Here is a 23,521-nt window from a genome sequence, read left to right as displayed (position 1 = left end):
CTGCCAACCCTTTTTTTTATTAATAAATTAAAGTACATAAAAACAACACATTAGGCAGGCGCTACAAAAAAGGGTTTTTGAAAACAGAAATCCTATTTGCCTTTTGCTAAACAAGGTTTATAGTATATCGGTTTCTAGTTTACCGCCGCATAGGCGGTTTAGAAATCCCCTTTTAACTCCGTTAATTCAACTTCATGGTTTACCGCCGCATAGGCGGTTTAGAAATCATTGGTTATGCTATCCAGTGATTATTTCGCCCGGATAGGTTTTGTTATAGTGTTTAGTTAGCTTGTTGTCTTAGTTTATCTTCAATGGACTTTTTAACTTTAACCAGATATTTAGATTGATAACTAATTGTTTTATAACGTTTACCTTTACTCGTTAGAGGCACAAACAGCTTCAATCTGGCTTTCTTTAGTACGTTATAAATAGTCAGACGACTAACCATAAAGCGTTTAGCTAAATCAGTGACAGTTATTCTTTCTTTATGATTTATGTGACAAGTCTCTTGTCTTTGATAAAGTGTTAATTTTGTTTTTTATTTATACTCATTACAAAGCCTTATCAAATTACTATAAACAACTAAGCAAATAAACTGGCTGATGAATTAGCAGATCGTCCATATTCTAGCGGTAAAAAAGAATCTAAATCTAAAGTTATGAGAAAAATTTCGTTTGAAATTGATGAAAGCTAATATGAAGAATTAGAAGATATTGCAATAAAAAATAAACGAGCAAAGTTGCCTTTAAAAACAATATCTGATTTGCTAAGATTAGCAGTAAATGATTACTTAACGAAACACAATAGATCTTAATTTAATATTAACCCACAATTATAAGGAATTTATATGAAAAAAATACTAGTAATGATTACTGCCATGTTTTTATTCGGATGTAATGAAAAGACCTATACTGTAGAAGATTTTAAAAATAACAAAGAACTACTAGATGAATACCGTAAAAAATGTAAAAATGGTGAGATTGATGGTGATAGCTTGAATTGTCAAAACTCTCACAAAGCAATGGTTTCAAAAAATAGAGTTGGTAATGCAAGTTGGAATTAGTATGCAAGTTTTAAAAGCCCTTTAAAGCGGCTTTTAAATTTCTATCTGTGATAAGTTTATAGACTTGCTAATCTGATTCTTATTCATTATAAACTTATCACCTTTTATTATAATCTTATCTCCTTTTTCTGCTTTATTGTCATTTAAAAATCGATTAATCTGTTTCGAACAAATAGTCTTTTCATTGCCGTTGTTATCAACTAATTTTGCAAATGCTGATTGCTTATCGTTTATTGGAAATTGATAATTAGCCTGACCAAAATCATTAATAATAAATTCTTGAGCTTCCAATGGTTCAACTTTTTCTATAGGTCATTGTGAAAAACAAAAGTGTTTGAACGTTAACTGTGAAAAAACTATTTGCACATTAACTTACTATGATATTGTCGACGATATTCGGTTGGTGTTCGCTCTGTCTTTTTTTTAAAAATCCGACAAAAATAATTACTATCTTTAAACCCCGATACTAGAGCAATTTCTTTTATATTTAGATCATAATCCTTTAATAGCGATTTGGCATATTCTAAACGAATATGATTTAGGTATTCATTTAACCCTATTTTTCCCTCGCTTTGAAATAGATGTGATAAATAATTGGGCGAAATGTAAAACATGTTAGCTAAAAAGTCGCGTGTAATATTTTCACGAAAGTGGGTATCAATGTATTGGCGAATAGCTTCAAATAAGCTGGTGGTTTTGGATGATGTTTCGATCTCAACATTAAGTAAATCTAGTGTATTGCTGAGCAAGCTTTGAATCAGAAAGTATGCTGTTTGGTTTTGCTCCAGTGGTTGATTTTGCCAATTTAGTTCTGTAAGTGCTTGAATGATAAATGTTCCCACTCTTGGCCCCCGCCTAGGTTTGTTTACTTGTCCATGGGGGATTAATTGAGTGCCATCCCAGTGCAATAAGCTCATTCCAATTTGTTGTTTTCCAAACAAAATACTTAATAATGTAACAGGGGTTGTCCAAATGGGGTTGTTCCAACTTTGAGCGGAAATATATAAAAGATCATTAGTCGATAATATTTTTTCAATAATTTTTCCATTGTTATCCGCCCATTGCATTTGTTGTTTGCCTTCTAATATGATTTCAATTCTAGGAAAGTTGACTTGGTAGGCATGCAAAGGGGCGCAATTGCTGCTGTTTGCAAAATAAATACGATTGATTTTTAGTTCATCAGTTACAAACTTGGTTAATGCGTTGTGAATGGATTTTGTCATAAGCATAAATTAAGTAGTGTACGTTTATTTAGATTATATACAGTTAAAAAAGATAAAAATTGTTATAACCCGTTTTTATTTAATAAGTATTTTAAATTTTCGATTATGTGATCTCTATCTCATTTTTTTGAAGAGCGTACAAAAATCCAGTAAATAACAAGATTATCTTCTATGCGGTTGGATTATTTCTGCATACGATGTCTGTCATGCAAATGTTGTTATATGTTAACAAATGATTGTTCATTCTAAATTAGGAGTTAACCATGGATTTATACTTAGATACCGCCGATATTGCCGCGATCAAACGTTTAGCTAAAGTTTTGCCCATTTGTGGGGTGACCACTAATCCGAGCATTGTGGCAAAATCAGGCAAGCCTATCTTTTCGTTATTGGCTCAATTACAAGAGGTGCTAGGCACAGATAAATTGCTGTTTGCCCAAGTACTTTCAAGTAATGCCAACGAAATGATAAAAGAGGCTCATCAACTTAGAAAGGCAGTGCCGTCAATTGTGACTAAGATTCCTGTTAATGAGCAGGGATTGATTGCGATAAAAGAATTAACCCAACAAGGTATTCCTACGTTAGGCACGGCTGTTTATGGTGCAGGACAGGGGTTTTTAGCAGCATTAGCTGGGGCTCAATATATCGCGCCTTATGTCAACCGCATCGATGCTCAAGGTGGAAATAGCAAAGATACAGTACTTGAGTTACAAAAACTATTAGATTTGCACAGCCCACAGTCGATGGTGTTAGCCGCAAGCTTTAGAACCCCAAGGCAAGCACTAGATTGTATGCTTGCAGGTTGTAAATCTATTACGTTGCCAGTGGAGGTAGCTGAACTATTTATTTCTGATCCTGCTGTGGAGGCAGCAATAACTAAGTTTGAACAAGACTGGTGTGGTACTTTTGGTGCGTTAACATTTTAAGTTTTTTATCAATTCGATGCTGTTTACGCTTATTCTACTATTTTTAGATTAATCAAATTTACCTGTTTTTTCAATTGTAAAAATAGCATTACTCGAACATTTTTTGTTGTATGATGATATCAACTAACAATAAATAAAGGATCGGCATGATGGATGAAAAAAAACAGAAAATTAAAATAAATAAAAAAGTCATTGTTAATGCATTATTAACGGTATTGAATGTTGAAAAAATCTCACCCAGCTTTATTCGTATTCAGTTTAGTAGTAATAAACCGGTTAATATTGATCCACTATGGATATGTCCTTATTTAAAATTATTGTTCCCAGATCCTTTAACTGGCTTAATTGAGTTTCCCCAACTTGATGAAAATAATAAAATCCTTGTTAACGATAGGTTGCGTCAGCTTGTTCGTAGCTATAGCGTGCGCGAATTTGATCGTGATGCCAATCAGTTTTTTGTTGATTTTGCCATTCATGAAACTGGTTTGGCTTCAGTTTGGTCGCAAAAAGCCAAGATTGGCGATCAAATTGGTTTGATTGGCGCTGCCAGTAAGTTGAAGTTTAATAATGATTGTTTGATATTGATGGGCGATGTTTCAGCTATTCCAGCTATTTGTTATACACTTGAGCATCTTCCTAAAAAACAAAAGGCTTTTGCCTTTATGCAAGTTAATTGTAAAAGCGATATGGTGTCGTTACCTGTTAATAAAAGTATTAAAGTACATTGGTTTGTACAAAATGGGGATAATCCCAATCAATTTGTTGATGCAATAATTAGTACCGATTTATCAGGACAAGATAAATTGTTGTTTTGGGGGGGAATGGAATGTTCATTGGCACAAGCTGTTCGCCATGCTGTTAAGGATAAATATACATATTTACCGTCGGATGCCTTTCATATTACTAGCTATTGGCGCGAAGGTTTTGCCGAAGGTGAATTTAAACATCGTGAATAATTATTTATTTTTATGAATATCCTTGCTCATTTGCATTTGGCTATGTTAGCGGGTAGTTCATTAATTGGCAATACAGTGGCAGATTTTGTTAAAGGTGATCCTTATGTAATGTATGACCGCGATATTGCTGATGGCATTATGCTACACCGTAAAGTTGATAGCTTGACCGATAGCCTATTTGAAGTTAAGCAAGCCAAGTTGCTGTTTCGAAAATTACATCAACGTGTTGCGCCTATTACGTTAGATATTGTGTGGGATCATTTTTTGTCTAAGCATTGGCCTGACTATGGATTACTACCAAGTGTGGCTCAATTCAATCAAGTAACAAAAGTATATATCCAACCTTATATTAGCGCGTATCCTGCCGATTATCAGAATTTTATGAATGCAATGTGGCAAGGGTCGTGGCTAGAAAATTATGCTTCTATCGATTTTGTCGGTGATGTACTTGGTGGCATGGCAAATCGACGACCAAAATTGTATTTGTTAAGAGAAACTATTGTTGATATTAAGCAACACTATGCGCAACTCGAGTCGTTGTTTTTTGTGTTATACCCCAAAATTTGTTTAGCGATAAAAGATGGCATTGGCTAAAGTTGTTTTGGGATATTTGTCGTTAATTTGGCAATATCAATTTGCCATCATTTTTTTGAATGACATCATTGCGATTTGGGGATTGCATTATCGGTTTTAAATTTTTGTTGGTTATTTGTGGCGCATAACCACTTTTGCCCCCCCGGGGTTTTGTATGCACCACTTGGCTTACAGGTAGTGTCGCTTGGGTTGTTAAGTTAGCCCATAACCATTCAATAGCATCTTCACCATAATAATCAATCGGTAATAAAGTGTTGTCAAATGGTGGTCTGCCATCTAAATAACTGGCATTTTCAACTTCAATATATCGCAGTTGCGATTGTGTACCTTCAACTAAACTATTTAAAGCGACATAAGCGCGCGATGTATAGTTGGGTAGTTGTTTAACATTGTTACGACCATGAACAATAAAGGTTTTTATGCCATGCAAATTGCCCGATGCCATAACTTGTTTTATACCTTCTTCAACACGCGGTTCTTGTGATTTTTGATAAACACAAATTGATCCTTCCGTGCCATAGTCAATTATATCTTTTGTTTGCGAGCTAGAATAAAATTCACGTCTTGGTGTGTTGAGATCTTCGTTTTCAACTAGATCCAAGACAGTTGCATCATGGCTGTTCCAAAGTGGTAAATGCCCGTTTGCCATTCCCCATATTTGTTCAAAAGAAATTTCTTCTAATGGCGCCACTTTACCACTGTAATAGATTGGATTTTGCTGGGTACTTGCTACCGAAAAATTACACATGTTTTCGGTGACATCGTATTTGCCATAAGCACTAATATATTGATACGGTAGACCAATCGATTCAGTGTAATAAAAATAGGGTAGTTGGATGTCCATCTCTAGCGTCCACCCATATTTGTGCAATTTTTCTAGTGCCTCTTTTGGGGTGCCATTGGTAAGTAATTTGGCATTTTTTAGGGCATTACAGCGTTCTTGTGAATAAAGGAAATAATTCGCATAAGGTACATAAGAATTGTCTTTATAGGCTTTTATTGCTGGGATTGCACAAGGTATATATAACGCGCCATAAGCACTGTAATTTGCAATGGATTTAGCATCTAACTGCTGTGGGGCGCTGCTACCTATTTTTAGTGTAACAGGGAATGTATCAAGATTTGGTTGAATTTGTGGATTAACTGCCACAATGCCATCAATCATATTTTGGTCATCTAATTCGCCTGCTTTTAATGCGGCACCGCCACCATCACTTGCGCCATAAACTAGAACAAGGGTGTTGTCTTTATTAAAGATAATTTGGTCATTGGGTGAAAACATACTATTAATTTCATAAAAGGCAAACTCTAGGGATTTTAATACATGTTCACCCCAGCGAGCTTCGGTATTGAGTTTTGAGTGTAGCTGTTTTATGGCATAACGATGAGGGTATTTTTGGATGTATTGCTCTCTATTATTAATAGATGGATAAAATAACATACTCCCGCTTTGTACTTCACCCCATAAGGTAAAGCCAAGATTGTGATCAATATCATAAATGCCATTACCTAATCCTTTGTCGTTATAAACCACAGCGCAGTTGTGGCGAAGTCCCCATAAACCACGAATTTGTACATCTTTGGCATTGAGTACTCCGTCCGAATCAGTAGCAGGAACGGCAACGATGCAGGGTTTGTTTTTGTCAAAATCAATTGGAATTTGTAGTAACATGCCCACGCCGTCTTGTTTTTGTATGGCTAATATTTCAGTGCCTGCAATTTTGCCATCAAACAATGGTGTTAGCTCTTGTTTTCTAAAACCAAATAGTGTTCCTTCGCCATTTTTGGTGTCAATATAGCGATTTAGCTTAGCTTGACGACGCTCTTGAAAATTTGGTTTTGTCGGGTTTTCAACTTCTGGTGAGATAGTTGCGGTTGATAATGGTGTAAATCCCAGTCCAGCAGTGACAAGGTCGTTACTATCGCCGTCATAATAAGTTAAAGTATCACGAACTAGCCACTTAGGTTTTTGAATGGTTGTATTGCCAATTTGAGGATTGCTGTTAACTTCAACACTTGTATTGGTGTCACCAGTCATTGTGTTTTTTTTAGATGTGCTCACCTCAGTACTATCGACTAGTTGGGTTGCTTTTGTCGTGTTAGTCTGTGCCGCTAGTGGCAAAGCAATAGTGGAAAAAAGTATCAATGAAGCTAATATTTTTATTTGTATCATTTTGAATTCCATTACAATCATGTTTTATCTGATTTAATCGTTATATCTTGCCAAAAATTTAGCTACTTATCAGTAAATTATACGCACATTATAATAGTGTTAGTTTTTCACACTCTAATTATACACTATATTTTTATTATTCGTTATTGACTAAATTTAGATTGCAAATTGCCCAAAAGGCGGCAATAATTTTTTCAGATAATCGTCTTTTTTGTACACAAATGCCAACGTCAAAGGGTTCCATTAAGTTAGTAGACCATTCGGTTATACGTTCTCTTATCCGCTCAGGGCTATTGTCCATTACAACTTTTGGTAATAAGGCGACACCACATCCTAGAGCAACCATTGATACAATCGCTTCGTGGCCTGCAACCGTTGCGTAGATTTTGGGGTTAGTGATTTTTTTTTGTTTAAACCATAAATCAATGCGATGTCGGCTTGGACCGTGCTCAGGCAATATAAATGGAATATTATGCCAATCAGGTTGTTTTTGGTGTAATTTGTCGCTAAATGAACTATTAAGTTTTGGGATCAGCAAGACCATTTCAATTTCGCCAAATTTTAAAAATTCAATACCGGTCGGAAGATGTTTTGGCTTGCCGGCAATGGCTAAATCGGCAGTATTTGTTTGTATCTTTTCTACTGCGTCGGCAGCATCACCAGTTGATAGTTTGATTTCAACTAGTGGATAGTGGATCCTAAAACTATCGAGTATTTCCGGTAAGTGGCTATATGCGGCGGTGACTGAACAAAAAAGCGTGAGTTCGCCAACAAGCTGTTGGTTGGATTGATCTAAATCGTGTTTTAGCTGTTGGTGCATATTTATTACTTGTTGAGCAAAATGTTTGACTTTTTCGCCCACTTGGGTGATTTGTACCTGCCTGTTATCGCGAATAAATAGTAGATGACCAAAATGTTCTTCAAGTCGCTGAATCTGTCTTGATAAGGTTGATGGGCTAACATGCATGGCATTTGCTGTTATACCAAAGTGACAGGTTTCGCATAAATGTAGGTACAATTTTAAATCACGAATATTCATAGCAATTTCCGGTTGTATACTAAAACGCATAGTTTCCTGAAACTTTTTGTCAAGAAGCAGTAAATTATGCATGACTTATTAGGGGAAATATTATGCATAAATAAATAAATAAGGCAAATGACCTTGTGCATAACACCAATGGCAAAATAGATAGATACCTGCTAAAATATGTCATTATTTTTGTGTGGATTAAAACAGTTTTATGACAGAACAAGCTTATTTAGACGAGGTTAGTGCACGTCGCACTTTTGCGATTATTTCTCACCCTGATGCCGGTAAAACCACCATTACCGAAAAGGTACTTTTATTTGGTCATGCAATCCAAACAGCAGGTACGGTTAAAGGCCGTGGTGCTAATGCCCAGCATGCAAAGTCAGACTGGATGGAGATGGAAAAGCAGCGTGGTATTTCTATTACGACATCTGTGATGCAGTTTCCTTATAATGATTGCTTAGTTAATTTATTAGATACCCCAGGGCACGAGGATTTTTCTGAAGATACTTACCGTACGTTAACTGCGGTTGATAGTTGTTTGATGGTGATTGACGCAGCAAAAGGGGTTGAAGATCGTACCCGTAAATTAATGGAGGTTACGCGTTTACGCAATACACCAATTTTAACGTTCATGAATAAGCTAGATCGTGATATTCGCGATCCGATGGAATTGCTTGATGAAGTTGAAAACGAGCTAAATATAATGTGCGCACCAATTACTTGGCCGATTGGTTGTGGCAAGTTATTTAAAGGTGTCTATCATTTAGCGAAAGACGAAACATATCTTTACCAATCAGGCCAAGGTCATACAATACAAGAAGTCCGAATTATTAAAGGGTTAACTAATCCTGATTTGGATGTAGCTGTTGGTGATGATTTAGCACAGCAACTGCGTGAAGAGCTTGAATTAGTGCAAGGTGCTTCCAATGAATTTGATCTAGATGCTTTCTTGTCGGGTGATTTAACGCCAGTCTTTTTTGGTACAGCATTGGGTAATTTTGGCGTTGATCATATGCTTGATGGTTTAACTTCTTGGGCTCCAACACCACAGCCACGTCAAACTGATAAGCGTGAAGTTGAATCATCAGAAGAAAAATTCAGTGGTTTTGTTTTTAAAATTCAGGCCAATATGGATCCTAAACATCGTGACCGCGTGGCGTTTATGCGCATTGTATCGGGTAAATATGAAAAAGGCATGAAGTTGCGTCATGTTCGTTTGGCTAAAGATATCAATATTTCTGACGCCTTAACATTTATGGCGGGTGATCGTGAACATGTTGAAGAAGCCTATGCTGGCGATATTATTGGATTACATAATCATGGTACTATACAGATTGGTGATACTTTTACTCAAGGGGAAAATTTAAAATTTACCGGTATTCCTAACTTTGCGCCGGAACTATTTCGCCGAATTCGTCTTAAAGATCCACTGAAACAAAAGCAGCTATTAAAAGGATTGGTGCAATTGTCTGAAGAAGGCGCCGTACAGGTATTTCGTCCATTAACTAATAATGACTTAATTGTAGGTGCTGTAGGGGTGCTACAATTTGATGTGGTGGTTGCGCGTTTAAAATCTGAATATAACGTTGAAGCAATTTATGAGTCCGTTAACGTCACAACAGCGCGCTGGGTTGAATGCTCTGATGTGAAAAAACTGGAAGAGTTTAAGCGCAAATGCGAGCAAAACTTGGCTTTAGATGGAGGAGATAACCTTTCTTATATTGCGCCAAGTATGGTTAATTTGAATTTGACTGAAGAACGATATCCTGATGTTGAGTTTAGAAAAACTCGAGAACATTAATTTTATTCATCACAAAATAGCGGAATTTATTATCATGCTTAGGAATTTTGATAAATCCGCTTTTTGCTTTTTAATAGCCGGTTTTTGATGACAAAGTCAAGCGAGTGAATCTTATGGATTTGAAAAATAAAAAAATAGTTAATTTAATAATTGGTAGTTTTTTTGGATTATTAACCTTGACTATTTCACCTGTATCGTTTGCGATTGAAAATAAGTCTGTAACACCAGTCTTGTTAGAAAAAGTACAACAAAGCGAACGCGATAAACGACAATATGAAGTTATTGAGTTGGCAAATAAAATGCGGGTATTACTCGTGTCAGATTCTAAAGCCGTAAAATCTCTGGCATCATTAGCATTGCCAGTGGGTTCACTGCAAGATCCTAAAGATCAGCAAGGTTTGGCGCATTATACTGAACATATGGTGCTAATGGGATCGACTAAGTATCCAGAACCAGCTAGTTTTTCTCAGTTTTTAAGCCTTCATTCTGGTAGCTATAATGCCAGTACTGCCACACATCGAACTGCGTTTTATTTTGAGGTCGAAAATAGCGCATTTGATAAAGCGCTAGATCATTTAGCCGATGCTATTGCCGAGCCGAATTTAGATCCTAAATTTGCCGATAAAGAACGCAATGCTGTTAATGCCGAAATGACGATGGCTAGATCGAACGATGGTTTTCGTATTGAACAAGTTAATTCCGAAACTATTAATCCTAATCACCCATCGGCACAATTTTCGGGTGGCAATTTAGAAACATTAAGTGATAAACCAAGTAGTAAATTACAAGATGCTTTAGTGACTTTTCATAAAAATTATTATTCGTCTAATATCATGGTGGGGGTAATTTATAGTAATCAGTCAATCAATAAATTAGCAAAATTAGCTGAAAACACCTTTGGGAAAATCCCTAATAAAAACATTAATGCTCCAATAGTTGATAAGCCAGCGATCACTCCAAATGTGCTAAGCAAACAGATTGCAATGGTGCCAGCGCAACCTAAGAAATTGCTATTTTTACAATTTCCAATGGAAAACAATTTAGATAAATTTGCTGATAAAAGCGATGAATATATCACTTATTTAATTGATAATAGTAGCCCCAACACGTTGTCTGATCAGTTACAAAAGCAGGGTCTTATTGAAGGTATTAGTTCGTCTATCAACCCTATCCGTTATGGTAATAGTGGTATGTTGAGTATTAATGTGAGCTTAACCGACGATGGTCTCGCTCAAAAAGATAAAGTTATTGGGGCTATTTTTAATTATTTGCAGTTAATTCAAAAGCAAGGAATTTCTGATGCTTATTATGAAGAACTTAAGAAAGTTTTAGCACTAGAATTTAAGTATCAGGATGTTGAGCGTGATATGTCTTATGTGGAATGGCTATCTGATCAAATGTTGTTGTACCCCGTTAAAAATATATTAAACTCTGATTTTATTGCTAATAATTTTGATAAAACAGCGATCGCCGCTCGCTTAAAAAGCCTAACGCCGGATAACGTTAGAGCTTGGATTATTTCACCAAATCAAACGACTAATAAGACGGCTTATTTTGTAGACGCACCTTATAAAATCGATAATATTACTAGTGAGCAAAAAGCGAATTGGTTGGCTTTAGGCAAAAATTTCACATTTAGTTTACCTGAATTAAATCCTTATATTCCTGACGATTTTTCAATTGTGAAGCAAAACCGCGCTCAAGCTCAACCAGCTGGGTTTAGTAAACGTGGTAATCATCTTCATTTTGTTAGTCAATATTTCAAAACTGAACCTAAAGCGGCGATTGTGGTTTCGTTACGGAATAACGAGGCTTTTAGTGATGCTAAAGCAGAGGTCGCTTTTAATTTAATTGATTACATTGCAAGTCGTAATTTAGAACAATTACGATTTCAGGCTAGGGTTGCGGGTATTTCGTTATCAACAAATAATGATAATGGCCTGATGATTTCAGCTAGTGGCTTTAGTCAGCATTTACCTAAAATGGTGACAGCAATTCTTAATAGTTATCGCAATGTGACAATTGATGAGCAAAGCTTAGTGTTAGCTAAATCTTGGTATTTGCAAGAATTGGATAAATCTGAGCATGCTAAAAGTTATTGGTTGGCGGTTAATCCTGTTAATGAATTGTCAGATTTACCATATTTTGAACGGGATGAAAGACGTCAAATTACAGAAACAATGACTATCAATGACGTGTTAACTTATCGCGATAATTTATTAACCCACTCAGTACCTTATATGCTTAGCTTGGGTAATTTGTCTAACGAGGATTCTTTAGATCTTTATCATTCCATCCAAAAAACACTAGTGCGTGATGTTGAATTTACTCCTGTTGATAATATTCAGATTAAAAAATCATTGGAGGCCAAAATGACTCAACATGCGAAAAGCACTGATAATGCTTTGATGATGAGTTATATTCCAACCGGTTATGATCGGATTAGCAGTTGTATGCTAAGTTATACGCTGTCTAAAATCATATCACCATGGTTTTTTGATCAATTGCGTACTAACGAGCAACTCGGCTACGCTGTATTTGCAGGCCCTGTTACAGTTGGAGATTCAGTTGGAATGAGTTTTATCATTCAAAGTAACCAATACGATCCAGCTTATTTATTTAAGCGTTATCAAGAATTTTATCCTGTTATATCAAATAAGCTTAAAGCATTATCTAAAGAAGATATTGAGCAATATAAAAAAGCGGTACTTGATGAGTTGAAAATGCCTCCGCAAACATTGGATGAAGAGTTTAGTCGTTATATAGCTGACTATTGGAATTCGCGTTTTACGTTTGATTCACGGCACAAAAAAATTGAACAATTGAAAAAAATCACTCAACAAGATTTAGTTGATTTTTATAACCGTTCAGTTATGGATAAAAAAGGTTTTGTATTTGCATCGCAAGTTCTTGGTAAGCGTGAAGATAATGCTAAACAACCAGAGGCAATTTCTGAGTTTACTGAATTTGAAAATGTATCAGCATTGCAAAATGAGTTATTAAAATAGGTGTTATTTAAGTTGTTGTGAAAATATAGGCTACACCGGAAACATTTTGCCAAAAATTGGCATTGTTATCACCTTGTGATACACTGCCAAAATCCCAATAGTTTGAGTATATTATGATTACTGGATCGATTGATTATTGTGCTATAGGTCAACGTTTACGTGCGTATAGGATTGCCGCTTCACTGAAGGCTGAAGATGTTGCTGACAGCCTTAAAATTTCAAGAGCAGCAGTCTATCGGTTAGAAAAAGGCGAAATCGTTAAAATTGAAACTTTAGAACGATTGGCCTTGTTACTCGATACTTCTTTTTCGAGTTTACTTGGTATTGATACCGAGTATTATTCGAGTGGTGACGGTTTTTTTGAGCGTATGCGTCAGTTAGAAGAACAATCAACCCATATCTATTCTCACTTCGACCCTTTTTCGTTTTTATTAACGTCACCTGATTATTTGACTCATTTAGCTATGATGCTAAATGAATCAAATGAGTCGATTGATCACCCCAAATATTCAGTCATTTTGTCGATTTTAAAAGAGCGTAAAAAGCAGTTTTATCAATCAGTACCAAAGGTGATTAATTTAATTAGCTTGCGTAATGTAGAGCGGTTTTTGCATATTGGTTTAGTGGGAAATTTGACAATTTCGCCAGGCAAAAAGTCAGAAAGAATGTTATTAGCACGTAAAGAAGTTTATCATTTAATTGAGCTAATAGAACAACAATCCTTTGCCCCCACTATTGCTATTACCCAAGAAGCAATTCCATCAATTGCTTTTCAGATTTTTTATCAAGATGAAAATCCTATCTCATTAGCAATGAGTCCGTTTCGATTAGGTGAGTTACCTAATGTTACTACCGGTATTGCGTCGATCACTTCGTCTTATCATGCAATTAAACGATATCGCCATTTATTTGATAAGTTATGGCAAAATAGTGCTAAAGATAATGAAGCAATTAATTTATTAAAAAAGACGTTAGAAAAATTTTAAAGAATATTAAAGAGAGTCATTATGTTATCCTTAACATTACAACCAATAAAAAAATTTAATGGTACGATTAATTTGCCAGGTTCAAAAAGTGTTTCTAATCGTGCGTTATTACTATCAGCATTGAGTAAAGGTAATACGCGTTTAACTAATTTACTTGATAGTGATGATGTGCGTTATATGCTTGATGCACTTGCGGCATTAGGAGTGAAGTATCAGCTATCACAAGATCGCACCATTTGTGATGTTCAAGGTGTGGGAGGTATGTTGCAATCTGATCATGCATTAGAGCTTTTTTTAGGTAATGCTGGTACGGCAATGCGTCCTTTAGCTGCTGCATTATGCCTTGGTCATAATAATATTGTGTTAACTGGCGAGCCCCGAATGAAAGAGCGTCCAATTGGTCATTTAGTCGATGCATTGCGTCAAGGCGGAGCTAATATTGATTATCTAGAAAATGAGGGTTATCCACCACTACATATTCAAGGTGGTTTTACCGGAGGTGACATTAAAGTCGATGGTTCTGTCTCTAGCCAATTTTTAACAGCGTTGTTAATGGCTTCGCCGCTAGCAAAAAATGATACTCAAATTACTATAATTGGCGATTTGGTCTCTAAACCTTATATTGATATCACGATCAAAATGATGGCTATTTTTGGTGTGTCAGTTACCAATCATAACTATCAAAAATTTACAATTAAAGCACATCAATGTTATCAATCACCAGGTTATTATTTAGTTGAAGGCGATGCCTCGTCGGCTTCTTATTTTTTAGCTGCCGCAGCAATTAAAGGCGGTACAGTGAGAGTAACAGGCATTGGTAAAAAAAGCTTACAAGGTGATACCCAATTTGCTCATGTGCTTGAAAAAATGGGCGCTAAAGTGACTTGGGCTGATGATTATATTGAATGTTCACGTGGGCAATTACACGGTATTGATATGGACATGAACCATATCCCTGATGCTGCCATGACTATCGCCACAACTGCTTTATTTGCTAAAGGACCAACTACAATTCGTAACATTTATAATTGGCGAGTTAAAGAAACCGATCGTTTATATGCAATGGCAACTGAATTGCGTAAAGTAGGGGCAACGATCGATGAAGGCAAAGATTATATTACTATTTTGCCACCTGCAAAATTAACCCATGCAGAAATCGAGACTTATAATGATCACCGTATTGCTATGTGCTTTTCTCTCGTGGCACTTTCTGATACACCTGTGACAATATTAGATCCCAAATGCACAATGAAGACTTTTCCTAATTATTTTGAACAATTTAAACGATTAAGCGAAGAATAAAATGAGTAAATCCGTTCCGGTTATTGCTGTTGATGGACCAAGTGGCGTTGGAAAGGGCACATTATGTCAAGCGTTAGCCAATCATTTTAAATGGCATCTTTTAGATTCTGGCGCTATCTATCGTGTGCTGGCGCTTAGTGCGCTTCAGCAAAATATCGCTCTTAATGATGTTACACAACTTGCACAATTAGCCCTTAATTTACCACTAGCTTTTGATTCTCATGGTTGTGATGTTAAAGTGTTATTAAATCATGTTGATGTTACAAAAGAAATTCGTACAGAACAAACGGGGGGCGCGGCATCAAAAATAGCGGCAATTAATTCGGTTAGAACAGCTTTATTACAGCGCCAACGTGATTTTAGGCAAGCGCCGGGGCTGATTGCAGATGGTCGCGATATGGGTAGTGTGGTTTTTAGTGATGCGCCAGTTAAAATTTTTCTTGATGCAAGTGCGCACTCTCGTGCAGAAAGAAGAATGAAACAGTTGCAAGATAAGCAAAATCATGTTAAATTCGCCAAAATTTTGCAGGAGATAACTGCGCGTGATGAGCGGGATCGTAATCGAACTGTTGCGCCACTAAAACCTGCAATTGATGCGCTAATAATTGATACCACATCACTGTCTATTCAAGATGTTTTTAATCAATCTATTAAGTATATCAACGAAAAGCTTGCGTTGTAAATTCGCTTGTAGCGTGAATCGAGCTCCAATATAGGGATATTTGGAGTATTTTAAACAACCCCACAAGACAAGACGTAATGTGGACGTTAATATTAAATTAAGTATATAAATATGACTGAATCTTTTGCTCAACTCTTTGAAGAGTCTTTAAATCAATTAGACACTCGTTCTGGTAATGTGATCCGTGGTACTGTCGTTGCAATCGACAAAGATGTTGTTTTAGTTGATGCTGGTTTAAAATCTGAATCAGCAATTCCAGTAGAGCAGTTTAAAAATGCCCAAGGCGAATTAGAAGTTCAAGTTGGTGACGTTGTTGACGTTGTGCTTGACTCAATTGAAGATGGTTTTGGTGAAACAATCTTATCTCGTGAAAAAGCTAAACGCCATGAAGCGTGGCTAACACTAGAAAAAGCAGTTGATGATGCTGCAACAGTTTTAGGTGTTATCAATGGTAAAGTTAAAGGTGGCTTTACGGTTGATCTTAATGGCGTTCGTGCATTTCTTCCTGGTTCGCTTGTTGATGTTCGTCCATTACGCGATACTTCTCATATTGAAAATAGAGAAATCGAATTAAAAGTTATTAAATTAGATCAAAAACGCAATAACGTTGTTGTTTCACGTCGTGCAGTTATCGAATCAGAAAATAGCGCTGAAAGAGAACAACTTCTTGAAAATCTACAAGAAGGTTCTGAAGTTAAAGGTATTATCAAAAATCTTACCGATTACGGTGCATTTGTTGATCTTGGTGGCGTTGATGGTTTACTTCATATCACTGATATGGCTTGGAAACGTGTTAAACACCCAAGCGAAGTGGTTGAAGTTGGTCAAGAGTTACTTGTTAAAGTACTTAAATTTGACAAAGACCGTTCACGTGTATCACTTGGCTTAAAACAATTAGGCGAAGATCCATGGGTTTCAATTGCTAAACGTTATCCAGAGGGTACTAAAGTAACAGGTAAAGTAACTAACTTAACTGACTATGGTTGTTTCGTCGAAATCGAAACAGGTGTTGAAGGTTTAGTTCACGTTTCAGAAATGGATTGGACAAACAAAAATATTCATCCATCTAAAGTTGTTAGCCTTGGTGACGAAGTTGAAGTGGTTGTACTTGAAATTGATGAGGAACGTCGTCGAATTTCTCTTGGTCTTAAACAATGTAAACCAAATCCATGGTTGCAATTTGCTGAATCACACAATAAAGGTGATAAAGTGAGTGGTAAGATCAAATCAATCACTGATTTTGGTATCTTTATTGGTTTAGATGGTGGTATTGATGGCTTAGTTCATCTTTCAGACATTTCTTGGAATATGCCAGGTGAAGAAGCAGTTAAAGCTTATAAGAAAGGTGATGATATTGAAGCGGTTGTTCTACAAGTTGATGCTGAACGTGAGCGTATCTCTCTAGGTATTAAGCAACTAGAAGACGATCCATTCAGTAGTTTTGCTTCTAACTACAAAAAAGGTACGATCGTTAAAGGTACTGTAACTGCGGTTGATGCTAAAGGTGCAACTATCGAAATTGCTGAAGGTATTGAAGGCTACTTAAAAGCACAAGATATCGCTCGTGAGCGTATTGAAGATGCAACGACAGTATTAAAAGTTGGTGACGAAGTTGAAGCTAAAATTGTCAATATCGATCGTAAAACTCGTGCAATTTCTTTATCAGTACGCGCAAAAGATGAAGCTGACGAAAAAGAAGCACTTGCTGCTGTAAATAATACTACAACTCAAGAAGATGCTTCATTTACTAGTGCAATGGCTGAAGCATTTAAAGCTGCATCAAAAACTGAGTAAAAAATATTTATGCAAAGAGTAAAGAGGGCTTGCCCTCTTTTTCTTTTATGGGATAAAATGAATAAGTTACATGCCACATAAATAAATTAGGAGTGACCATGAACAGATCAGATTTAGTAGAACGGATTGTTAATTGGCGGACACATCTTCCTGTGCAACTAGTTGATGATTCAGTTAGAGATATCATTGAACAGATCGCGTTAGCCATGGAAAGTAACGATCGGGTAGAAATTCGAGGTTTTGGTAGTTTTAGTTTAAACTATCGTGCCCCACGCAAAGCAAGGAATCCAAGAACGGGTGGTAATGTTGAAGTAAAACATAAATATATCCCTCACTTTAAACCAGGTAAAGAATTGCGTGAAAGAGTAAATAAAGCAGCAAACGATAGTCTTTAAATTTTACACTTTAGATAAAAGCCTTTGAGTAAAATCACTGGCTTTTTTATTTGAGCAACTTAAATTTCCATTTGGTAATTCATATCAATTAAACCAACCTTGTATTTATGATTATTGCGTTAAAATCCGTCGACGTTTTATTAGTCATCACTATCAACTTTCTACCATTTTTAAGTTTGAAATATTGCAAATAATTTTTGTAAAGCTCATCTAAATTAATAATCAAATTGGAAGTCTGATCAAAAAATTTATACTTATTTATTTTTTTATAATATCAACTGATAGGGTAGCTAAGTGTTATAAAATAAATATGGTAGGTGCAAATGCGACAATTTTGTTCCCTTGATTTATTGGCAATCATGTTTTCATTAGGTTGTATGCCATTACTATTTTTACCTCATTTATTATCTGATTGGCATTGGTATTGTATTGCTGCTATTTTGGTTATTTTGATATTAGTTGTTCCGGTTAGGTTACATTATTTTTTGTCTATTTTTGTTATATTTGGTTTAGGTTTTTTGTGGTCAACTGCTTATTCTAAGCAATATTTATCAAGTATTTCGCCGTATATCGATAAAACGATTGTTGTTAAAGGCAAGGTCAAAAATATCAATACACGACAAGCAGTAACAGCTATTGAACCCTACTATATCTCATTTTCTGTTTTTTCGATTTCAAATGTCATGCTTTCTAATAATATTCCGATCTCGGTTTATTGGGATAAGCCAGAACTCCCTAAATCTGGTCAAATTTGGCAATTAACACTAAAAACAAAAGTTGCGCATGGTTATTTAAATGAAGGAGTATTTGATAGTCAGCGCTTTTCGATAGCAAACCACCGTTTACTCTCAGCTAAATTAGTTGATGGTAAACTGTTAGATAGTAAGTCTGATCTAAGACAATTTATTACTGATTCAGCACTACCTTATATTGATTTGTATCATTATCGAGGTATTTTACATGCTCTTGCTTTCGGTGATCGCTCTCAATTAGATGATTCACATCGTATGGTGATGATGCGAACAGGTGTAGCTCACTTAATGGCTATATCGGGTATGCATATATTAGTGGTTTTTGGACTTAGTTGCTTTATAGTTAAAGTTTTACTGTTTTTTATTTCAAAGCGCTTTATCTATTTCTTTGTACCAATTATGCTAGGATGGTTATGTGCACTGTTTTATGCATGGTTAACTGGCTTTAATCCCCCTACATTGCGTGCTATATTGGCTTTATCAATTTGGATTTATTTATGTTATAAAAAACAGCAAATAAGTGCATGGCAAAAAGTTAATCGAATTATTGCGTTGTTGTTGCTGTTTGATCCGTTGATGATTTTATCTGAGAGTTTTTGGTTATCTTGCTATGCTGTAATTAGCTTAATTTTTTTGTGTGATTGGTTCCCGCTTCCCAAAGCAGTAAAGTATAAAAAACGTTGGTATGTGGTAAGGTTATTACACTTGCAGTTTGGGTTAACTTTATTGTTGCTTCCAATTCAATTTTTTGTTTTTCAGGGCATTAGTGCAGTTTCTATTTTAACGAATTTAATTGCGATTCCTATTATTTCGTTATTTACTTTTCCAGCTATTTTGTTAGCGTTGATATTCGGTGTTGTGAATAGTCTTTACATCGCACCATGGCTTTGGTTGATTGCGGATAAATCATTGGAATGGTTATTTTTTAGTTTAAATTGGCTTAATTTATTGTGGCTTAACATTCCTTCAGACTTTTATTGGTTAAGTTTTTTAGGTTGGCTAGTTGTCATTATAATACGTACTGGAACATGGCGTTGTTTTGGAATTACTTTATTAGTCATTTTTATGTTATTAGTCACGCCACTTTTTAAACATCAGAATTATCGTTGGCGATTGGATATGCTTGATGTTGGTCATGGATTGGCTATTGTCATTCATGATGGAACGTCAGCTATTTTATACGATACAGGAGCTAACTGGGGAAAAAGTTCTGCTATGGAAAGGGTGATTATACCTTTTTTGCAATGGCATAATTTGAATGTACAAGGAATTATTATTAGTCATCAACATAATGATCATGTTGGAGGTTTGAAATTGCTTCAACAAACTTATCCTAATGCATGGTTAATGAGTTCCTCTTTTGATTTAAATAATGATTATCCATGTTTAGCTGGTAATCGTGTTAATTGGAACGAGCTAACATTTGATATATTGTGGCCTAATAAACTGGTTAAATATGCACAAAATGAGGACTCTTGTGTAATACAAGTAAATGATGGGCACTTTTCTGTATTATTAACAGGAGATTTAGAGCGCAATCAGGAATATCAGTTAATCACAAAATATCGAAATCAGTTAGCTTCTACTATTTTACAAATTCCGCATCATGGTAGTACTACTTCATCAAGTTATACTTTTTTAAATCACGTTAAAGCAGTAAAATCGTTAGCGTCTACATCTCGTTATAATCCTTGGAAACTGCCATCCCATAAGGTAATAACAAGGTATCAAGATTTACACTTAGATTATTATGTTACTGCTAGAACTGGTCAAATAAGCCTATTTTTTGATAAACATACTTGGAAGTTAAAAACCATGCGAGGAGAAATTAAACCAAGATGGTATCATGATTGGTTTGGTAGTTTACCAATTTATGAGTAAAATAGACTACCGTTTGCTATAGGCAACCATTTTAATAATTGTTATATCGACAGTAAAAGATATAACAATTTTACTGAATGTAATTAAGTGATGTTAAAGTTATGATTGAAAAACTGTGGTATGGTAAAAATCGATTATTTTGGTTATTCATACCATTTTCTTTATTATATGGTTTGATTGCTTTTATTCGCCGCTCTTTGTATCGATTAGGTATTTTAAAATCTTGGCGTTCCCCTGTACCTATTATTGTTATTGGCAACTTATCAGTTGGTGGTAATGGCAAAACTCCACTGGTTGTGGGTTTAATTGAATCGTTAAAACAAAAAGGATTACAAGTTGGAGTTGTTTCAAGAGGGTATGGTGGCAAGGCTGATAGTTATCCGCTTATTTTAGATAATACAACCACAACCGCACAAGCTGGTGACGAGCCGGTACTTATTTTTCAGCGTACTAATGTGCCTGTCGCCGTATCACCTTATCGCTCAGAAGCTGTTCAAGCGTTACTAAAGCAATATGAATTAGATGTTATTTTGACCGATGATGGTTTACAACATTATGCTTTAGCGCGCGACATTGAGTTGGTAGTGATTGATGGAAAACGTTTATTTGGTAATGGATGGTGGATGCCAGCAGGACCAATGAGAGAGCGAGAAAGTCGATTAAAATCAGTTGATCTGATTATTATAAACGGTGATAGCGTAAATAATTTGACCCAGCAGTATCCAAATAAAACCTATACCATGCAATTAACGCCACTATATGCAGTCAATTTGCTAACTAAAGAAAAAAAAACATTATCTTCATTGCAAAATATTTATGCTATTGCAGGTATTAGTAATCCAAAACGTTTTTTTGATATGTTGATCAACATGCAAGCGGATGTGGTTGAAACTATTTCTTTTGCTGATCATCAAAAATTTACTTTATCGTTGTTAAATAATGTTGCAAGTAGTGAACAAACACTTTTAATGACAGAAAAAGATGCCGTTAAATGTAGGCAATTTGCCCAGAAAAATTGGTGGTATCTACCCATTGATGCGGTAATACCTCTAGAAGCAATTGATCAGATCTGTTTGTTATTAGCTAAGACAAAATCTCAAAGAGAATAAAACATGAAAGAAATCCTATTAAGCGCACTCGCTTGTCCTAAATGCCATGAGCAACTACAATATGATGCAAATAATCAGCAGTTGATTTGCCAAGTAGATAATCTAGTTTATGCAATTAAAGATAACATTCCTGTATTGCTAGAAAGTGAAGCAACACAATTTAATCAATCACAGCCTGTTCAAGAATAAAAGTTAGGATATTAATTATGAATTTTTCGGTTATTATTCCTGCTAGGTATGCTTCAAGTCGTTTACCAGCTAAGCCGCTCGCGGATATTCATGGTAAACCTATGATTGTTCGGGTGATGGAGCAAGCAAAAAAATCGTCAGCTACTCGAGTGATTATTGCAACAGATCATCAGCAAGTTTTTGAGATAGTCAAAGAGTATGGTGGCGAAGTCATTCTTACTAGTGACAAGCATAATTCTGGTACTGAAAGGTTAGCAGAGGTCATTAATACTTTTCAATTTGCTGATGATGAAATCATTGTTAATGTGCAGGGTGATGAACCTTTAATTCCACCTGTTATTATTGACCAAGTAGCTGAAAACTTGGTGCAATATAAAACGGGAATGGCAACATTAGCAGTACCAATTAATTCTGTTGAAGAGGCATTTAATACCGGTGCGGTTAAAGTTGTGACCGACAAAGAGGGGTATGCGCTTTATTTTTCTCGTGCTACGATTCCTTGGGAGCGCGATCGTTTTGCTAAATCGGTTGATCTATTAAAACAATCCAGTATTGGTAATTTTTATCTTCGTCATATTGGTATTTATGCTTATCGTGCTGGCTTCATCCGTCAGTATATCAACTGGGTGCCATCTTCACTTGAACAAATTGAGATGTTAGAGCAACTTAGAGTGCTTTGGTATGGTGAGAAAATTCATGTTGCAGTGGCAAAACAGCCCCCAGCAATAGGGGTCGATACGCTAGAAGATTTAGAAAAAGTAAGAGCGTTATTTAAGGAGTAAGCAATGGCAAACTTCACTGGTTTTACACAAGCAGGGCTTAATTTTTTGCAAGATGCTTGGATAAATAACAGCAAACCATGGTTTGAACAACATCGCGCTATTTATGATAACGATTTAGTTAAGCCTTTTAGGCTATTAGTTGATCAACTAGCTCCCGAGATGCTTAAAATTGATGAATGGTTTGAGACTCGCCCAGCCATTGGTAAAACAATTTCGCGTATTCACCGCGATACTCGTTTTTCAAATGATAAATCACTTTATCGTAGTCGCTTATGGTTGACCTTTAAACGACCTAATCGAGATTGGAAAGAAGCTCCTGCCTACTTTTTTGAAATTAGCCCAAGTAGCTATCAATATGGTCTTGGTTATTATTGTTCATCAAAACAAACGATGGATATTTTTCGAGAAGAAATCCTTAATGATACTAAGAAATTTTTAGCGATGACGCATTGTGTTAAAAAACCATTTGAACTTGTTGGTGAAAGTTATAAACGACCGTTAATCAAAGAGCAAGATGCAAAAATAGCTACATGGTATAACCGCAAAAATCTTGCGGTTATGGTGACAAGCAATCATATTGATGACGTATTAAATAGTGATTTACCCCAAACATTGGCTAAAGGGTTTAAACAGCTAGTCCCACTTTATGATTATTTAATGCGGGTGGAAATGATTAAAAATATACCAAAGCTTTAGTTTGTTTACTTTGTTTTTAATATTAGATATTGGGAGAATTTAGCACTAATTCTTTGCCAGCATGGATTATCAATAGAGTCTCAACACAAAATAATAAAAATCTCATCATTTTCGAAGTGGCTTCAATGCCACTTTTCCTCATAAAACCTATTATATTGCCGGCATTGTTTATACAA

21 protein-coding genes are annotated in these 23,521 nt (G+C 35.6%); 16 read left to right on the top strand and 5 right to left on the bottom strand.

The genetic code is table 11. The features are described 5' to 3' along the window. Nucleotides 1–280: 280 nt before the first annotated feature. Nucleotides 281–496, bottom strand: coding sequence for an HTH domain-containing protein (locus BQ5209_RS00920; RefSeq protein WP_085246705.1), 216 nt, complete (start codon nt 494–496; stop codon nt 281–283). Nucleotides 497–847: 351 nt separating this feature from the next. On the opposite strand from BQ5209_RS00920, the gene BQ5209_RS00915 reads away from it, so the two are divergent. Next, entirely contained in the window at nt 848–1,063 is a 216-nt protein-coding gene (locus tag BQ5209_RS00915; RefSeq protein ID WP_085246704.1) for an EexN family lipoprotein, read from the top strand. A 33-nt stretch (nt 1,064–1,096) separates the two neighbouring features. Here BQ5209_RS00915 and BQ5209_RS00910 read toward each other — a convergent pair whose 3' ends face one another. Next, nucleotides 1,097–1,354: a hypothetical protein gene (locus tag BQ5209_RS00910; RefSeq protein ID WP_085246703.1), complete on the bottom strand. Its 258-nt coding sequence runs from the start codon at nt 1,352–1,354 to the stop codon at nt 1,097–1,099. Nucleotides 1,355–1,419: 65 nt separating this feature from the next. Beyond that, nucleotides 1,420–2,286, bottom strand: a complete 867-nt coding sequence (locus BQ5209_RS00905) for a helix-turn-helix transcriptional regulator (protein ID WP_085246801.1) — start codon at nt 2,284–2,286, stop codon at nt 1,420–1,422. Between the two features lie 263 nt (nt 2,287–2,549). Here BQ5209_RS00905 and fsa point away from each other — a divergent pair, with 263 nt between their 5' ends. The 3 genes from fsa to BQ5209_RS00890 all read left to right on the top strand — a co-directional run bounded on the left by fsa (nt 2,550) and on the right by BQ5209_RS00890 (nt 4,762). After that, entirely contained in the window at nt 2,550–3,212 is a 663-nt protein-coding gene (fsa, locus tag BQ5209_RS00900; protein WP_085246702.1) for a fructose-6-phosphate aldolase, read from the top strand. Between the two features lie 146 nt (nt 3,213–3,358). Further along, on the top strand, nt 3,359–4,168 hold the full coding sequence (locus BQ5209_RS00895) for a siderophore-interacting protein (protein ID WP_085246701.1): 810 nt from the start codon (nt 3,359–3,361) through the stop codon (nt 4,166–4,168). Between the two features lie 12 nt (nt 4,169–4,180). Then, nucleotides 4,181–4,762 carry an acyl carrier protein phosphodiesterase gene (locus BQ5209_RS00890; protein WP_085246700.1) on the top strand — a complete coding sequence of 194 codons (582 nt, stop codon included), beginning with the start codon at nt 4,181–4,183 and terminating at the stop codon, nt 4,760–4,762. Nucleotides 4,763–4,784: 22 nt separating this feature from the next. Here the strand turns inward: BQ5209_RS00890 and BQ5209_RS00885 are convergent, their stop codons facing one another. Both BQ5209_RS00885 and ilvY read right to left on the bottom strand, forming a co-directional pair. After that, complete coding sequence (locus BQ5209_RS00885; RefSeq protein ID WP_167370287.1) at nt 4,785–6,935, bottom strand: 3-hydroxybutyrate oligomer hydrolase family protein; 2,151 nt, start codon at nt 6,933–6,935, stop codon at nt 4,785–4,787. 136 nt (nt 6,936–7,071) lie between these two features. Beyond that, nucleotides 7,072–7,974 carry an HTH-type transcriptional activator IlvY gene (gene ilvY / locus BQ5209_RS00880; protein WP_085246800.1) on the bottom strand — a complete coding sequence of 301 codons (903 nt, stop codon included), beginning with the start codon at nt 7,972–7,974 and terminating at the stop codon, nt 7,072–7,074. A gap of 202 nt (nt 7,975–8,176) precedes the next feature. Between ilvY and prfC the strand changes: the two genes are divergently transcribed. From prfC to BQ5209_RS00820, 12 genes are all read left to right on the top strand, one after another. Continuing rightward, a complete protein-coding gene (gene prfC, locus BQ5209_RS00875; RefSeq protein ID WP_085246698.1) occupies nt 8,177–9,769 on the top strand; it encodes a peptide chain release factor 3 in 1,593 nt (530 codons plus the stop codon). 113 nt (nt 9,770–9,882) lie between these two features. Further along, nucleotides 9,883–12,777: a pitrilysin gene (gene ptrA / locus BQ5209_RS00870; protein WP_085246697.1), complete on the top strand. Its 2,895-nt coding sequence runs from the start codon at nt 9,883–9,885 to the stop codon at nt 12,775–12,777. 113 nt (nt 12,778–12,890) lie between these two features. Continuing rightward, entirely contained in the window at nt 12,891–13,763 is an 873-nt protein-coding gene (locus BQ5209_RS00865) for a helix-turn-helix domain-containing protein (protein ID WP_085246696.1), read from the top strand. Between the two features lie 21 nt (nt 13,764–13,784). Beyond that, nucleotides 13,785–15,065, top strand: a complete 1,281-nt coding sequence (gene aroA, locus BQ5209_RS00860; protein WP_143421817.1) for a 3-phosphoshikimate 1-carboxyvinyltransferase — start codon at nt 13,785–13,787, stop codon at nt 15,063–15,065. Nucleotide 15,066: 1 nt separating this feature from the next. Continuing rightward, on the top strand, nt 15,067–15,747 hold the full coding sequence (cmk, locus tag BQ5209_RS00855; RefSeq protein ID WP_085246694.1) for a (d)CMP kinase: 681 nt from the start codon (nt 15,067–15,069) through the stop codon (nt 15,745–15,747). 111 nt (nt 15,748–15,858) lie between these two features. Next, nucleotides 15,859–17,541 (top strand): 30S ribosomal protein S1, encoded by a 1,683-nt coding sequence (gene rpsA / locus BQ5209_RS00850; RefSeq protein WP_085246693.1) that lies wholly within the window; start codon nt 15,859–15,861, stop codon nt 17,539–17,541. Between the two features lie 98 nt (nt 17,542–17,639). Next, nucleotides 17,640–17,936 carry an integration host factor subunit beta gene (gene ihfB, locus BQ5209_RS00845; RefSeq protein ID WP_085246692.1) on the top strand — a complete coding sequence of 99 codons (297 nt, stop codon included), beginning with the start codon at nt 17,640–17,642 and terminating at the stop codon, nt 17,934–17,936. A gap of 323 nt (nt 17,937–18,259) precedes the next feature. Beyond that, the gene (locus tag BQ5209_RS00840) at nt 18,260–20,569 is read left to right on the top strand and encodes a DNA internalization-related competence protein ComEC/Rec2 (protein ID WP_085246691.1); all 2,310 of its coding nucleotides are present in this window, start codon (nt 18,260–18,262) and stop codon (nt 20,567–20,569) included. Nucleotides 20,570–20,670: 101 nt separating this feature from the next. After that, the gene (gene lpxK, locus BQ5209_RS00835; RefSeq protein ID WP_085246690.1) at nt 20,671–21,678 is read left to right on the top strand and encodes a tetraacyldisaccharide 4'-kinase; all 1,008 of its coding nucleotides are present in this window, start codon (nt 20,671–20,673) and stop codon (nt 21,676–21,678) included. Between the two features lie 3 nt (nt 21,679–21,681). Next, on the top strand, nt 21,682–21,867 hold the full coding sequence (locus BQ5209_RS00830) for a Trm112 family protein (RefSeq protein ID WP_085246689.1): 186 nt from the start codon (nt 21,682–21,684) through the stop codon (nt 21,865–21,867). 17 nt (nt 21,868–21,884) lie between these two features. Continuing rightward, the gene (gene kdsB / locus BQ5209_RS00825) at nt 21,885–22,649 is read left to right on the top strand and encodes a 3-deoxy-manno-octulosonate cytidylyltransferase (RefSeq protein ID WP_085246688.1); all 765 of its coding nucleotides are present in this window, start codon (nt 21,885–21,887) and stop codon (nt 22,647–22,649) included. Nucleotides 22,650–22,652: 3 nt separating this feature from the next. Continuing rightward, on the top strand, nt 22,653–23,345 hold the full coding sequence (locus BQ5209_RS00820; RefSeq protein ID WP_085246687.1) for a DUF2461 domain-containing protein: 693 nt from the start codon (nt 22,653–22,655) through the stop codon (nt 23,343–23,345). The last annotated feature ends 176 nt before the right edge of the window (nt 23,346–23,521 follow it).

Origin of the sequence: Gilliamella mensalis, from assembly GCF_900103085.1 — a bacterium.
GTDB classification, from domain to species: domain Bacteria; phylum Pseudomonadota; class Gammaproteobacteria; order Enterobacterales; family Orbaceae; genus Gilliamella; species Gilliamella mensalis.
This window is presented reverse-complemented; position numbering and strand designations above follow the sequence as displayed.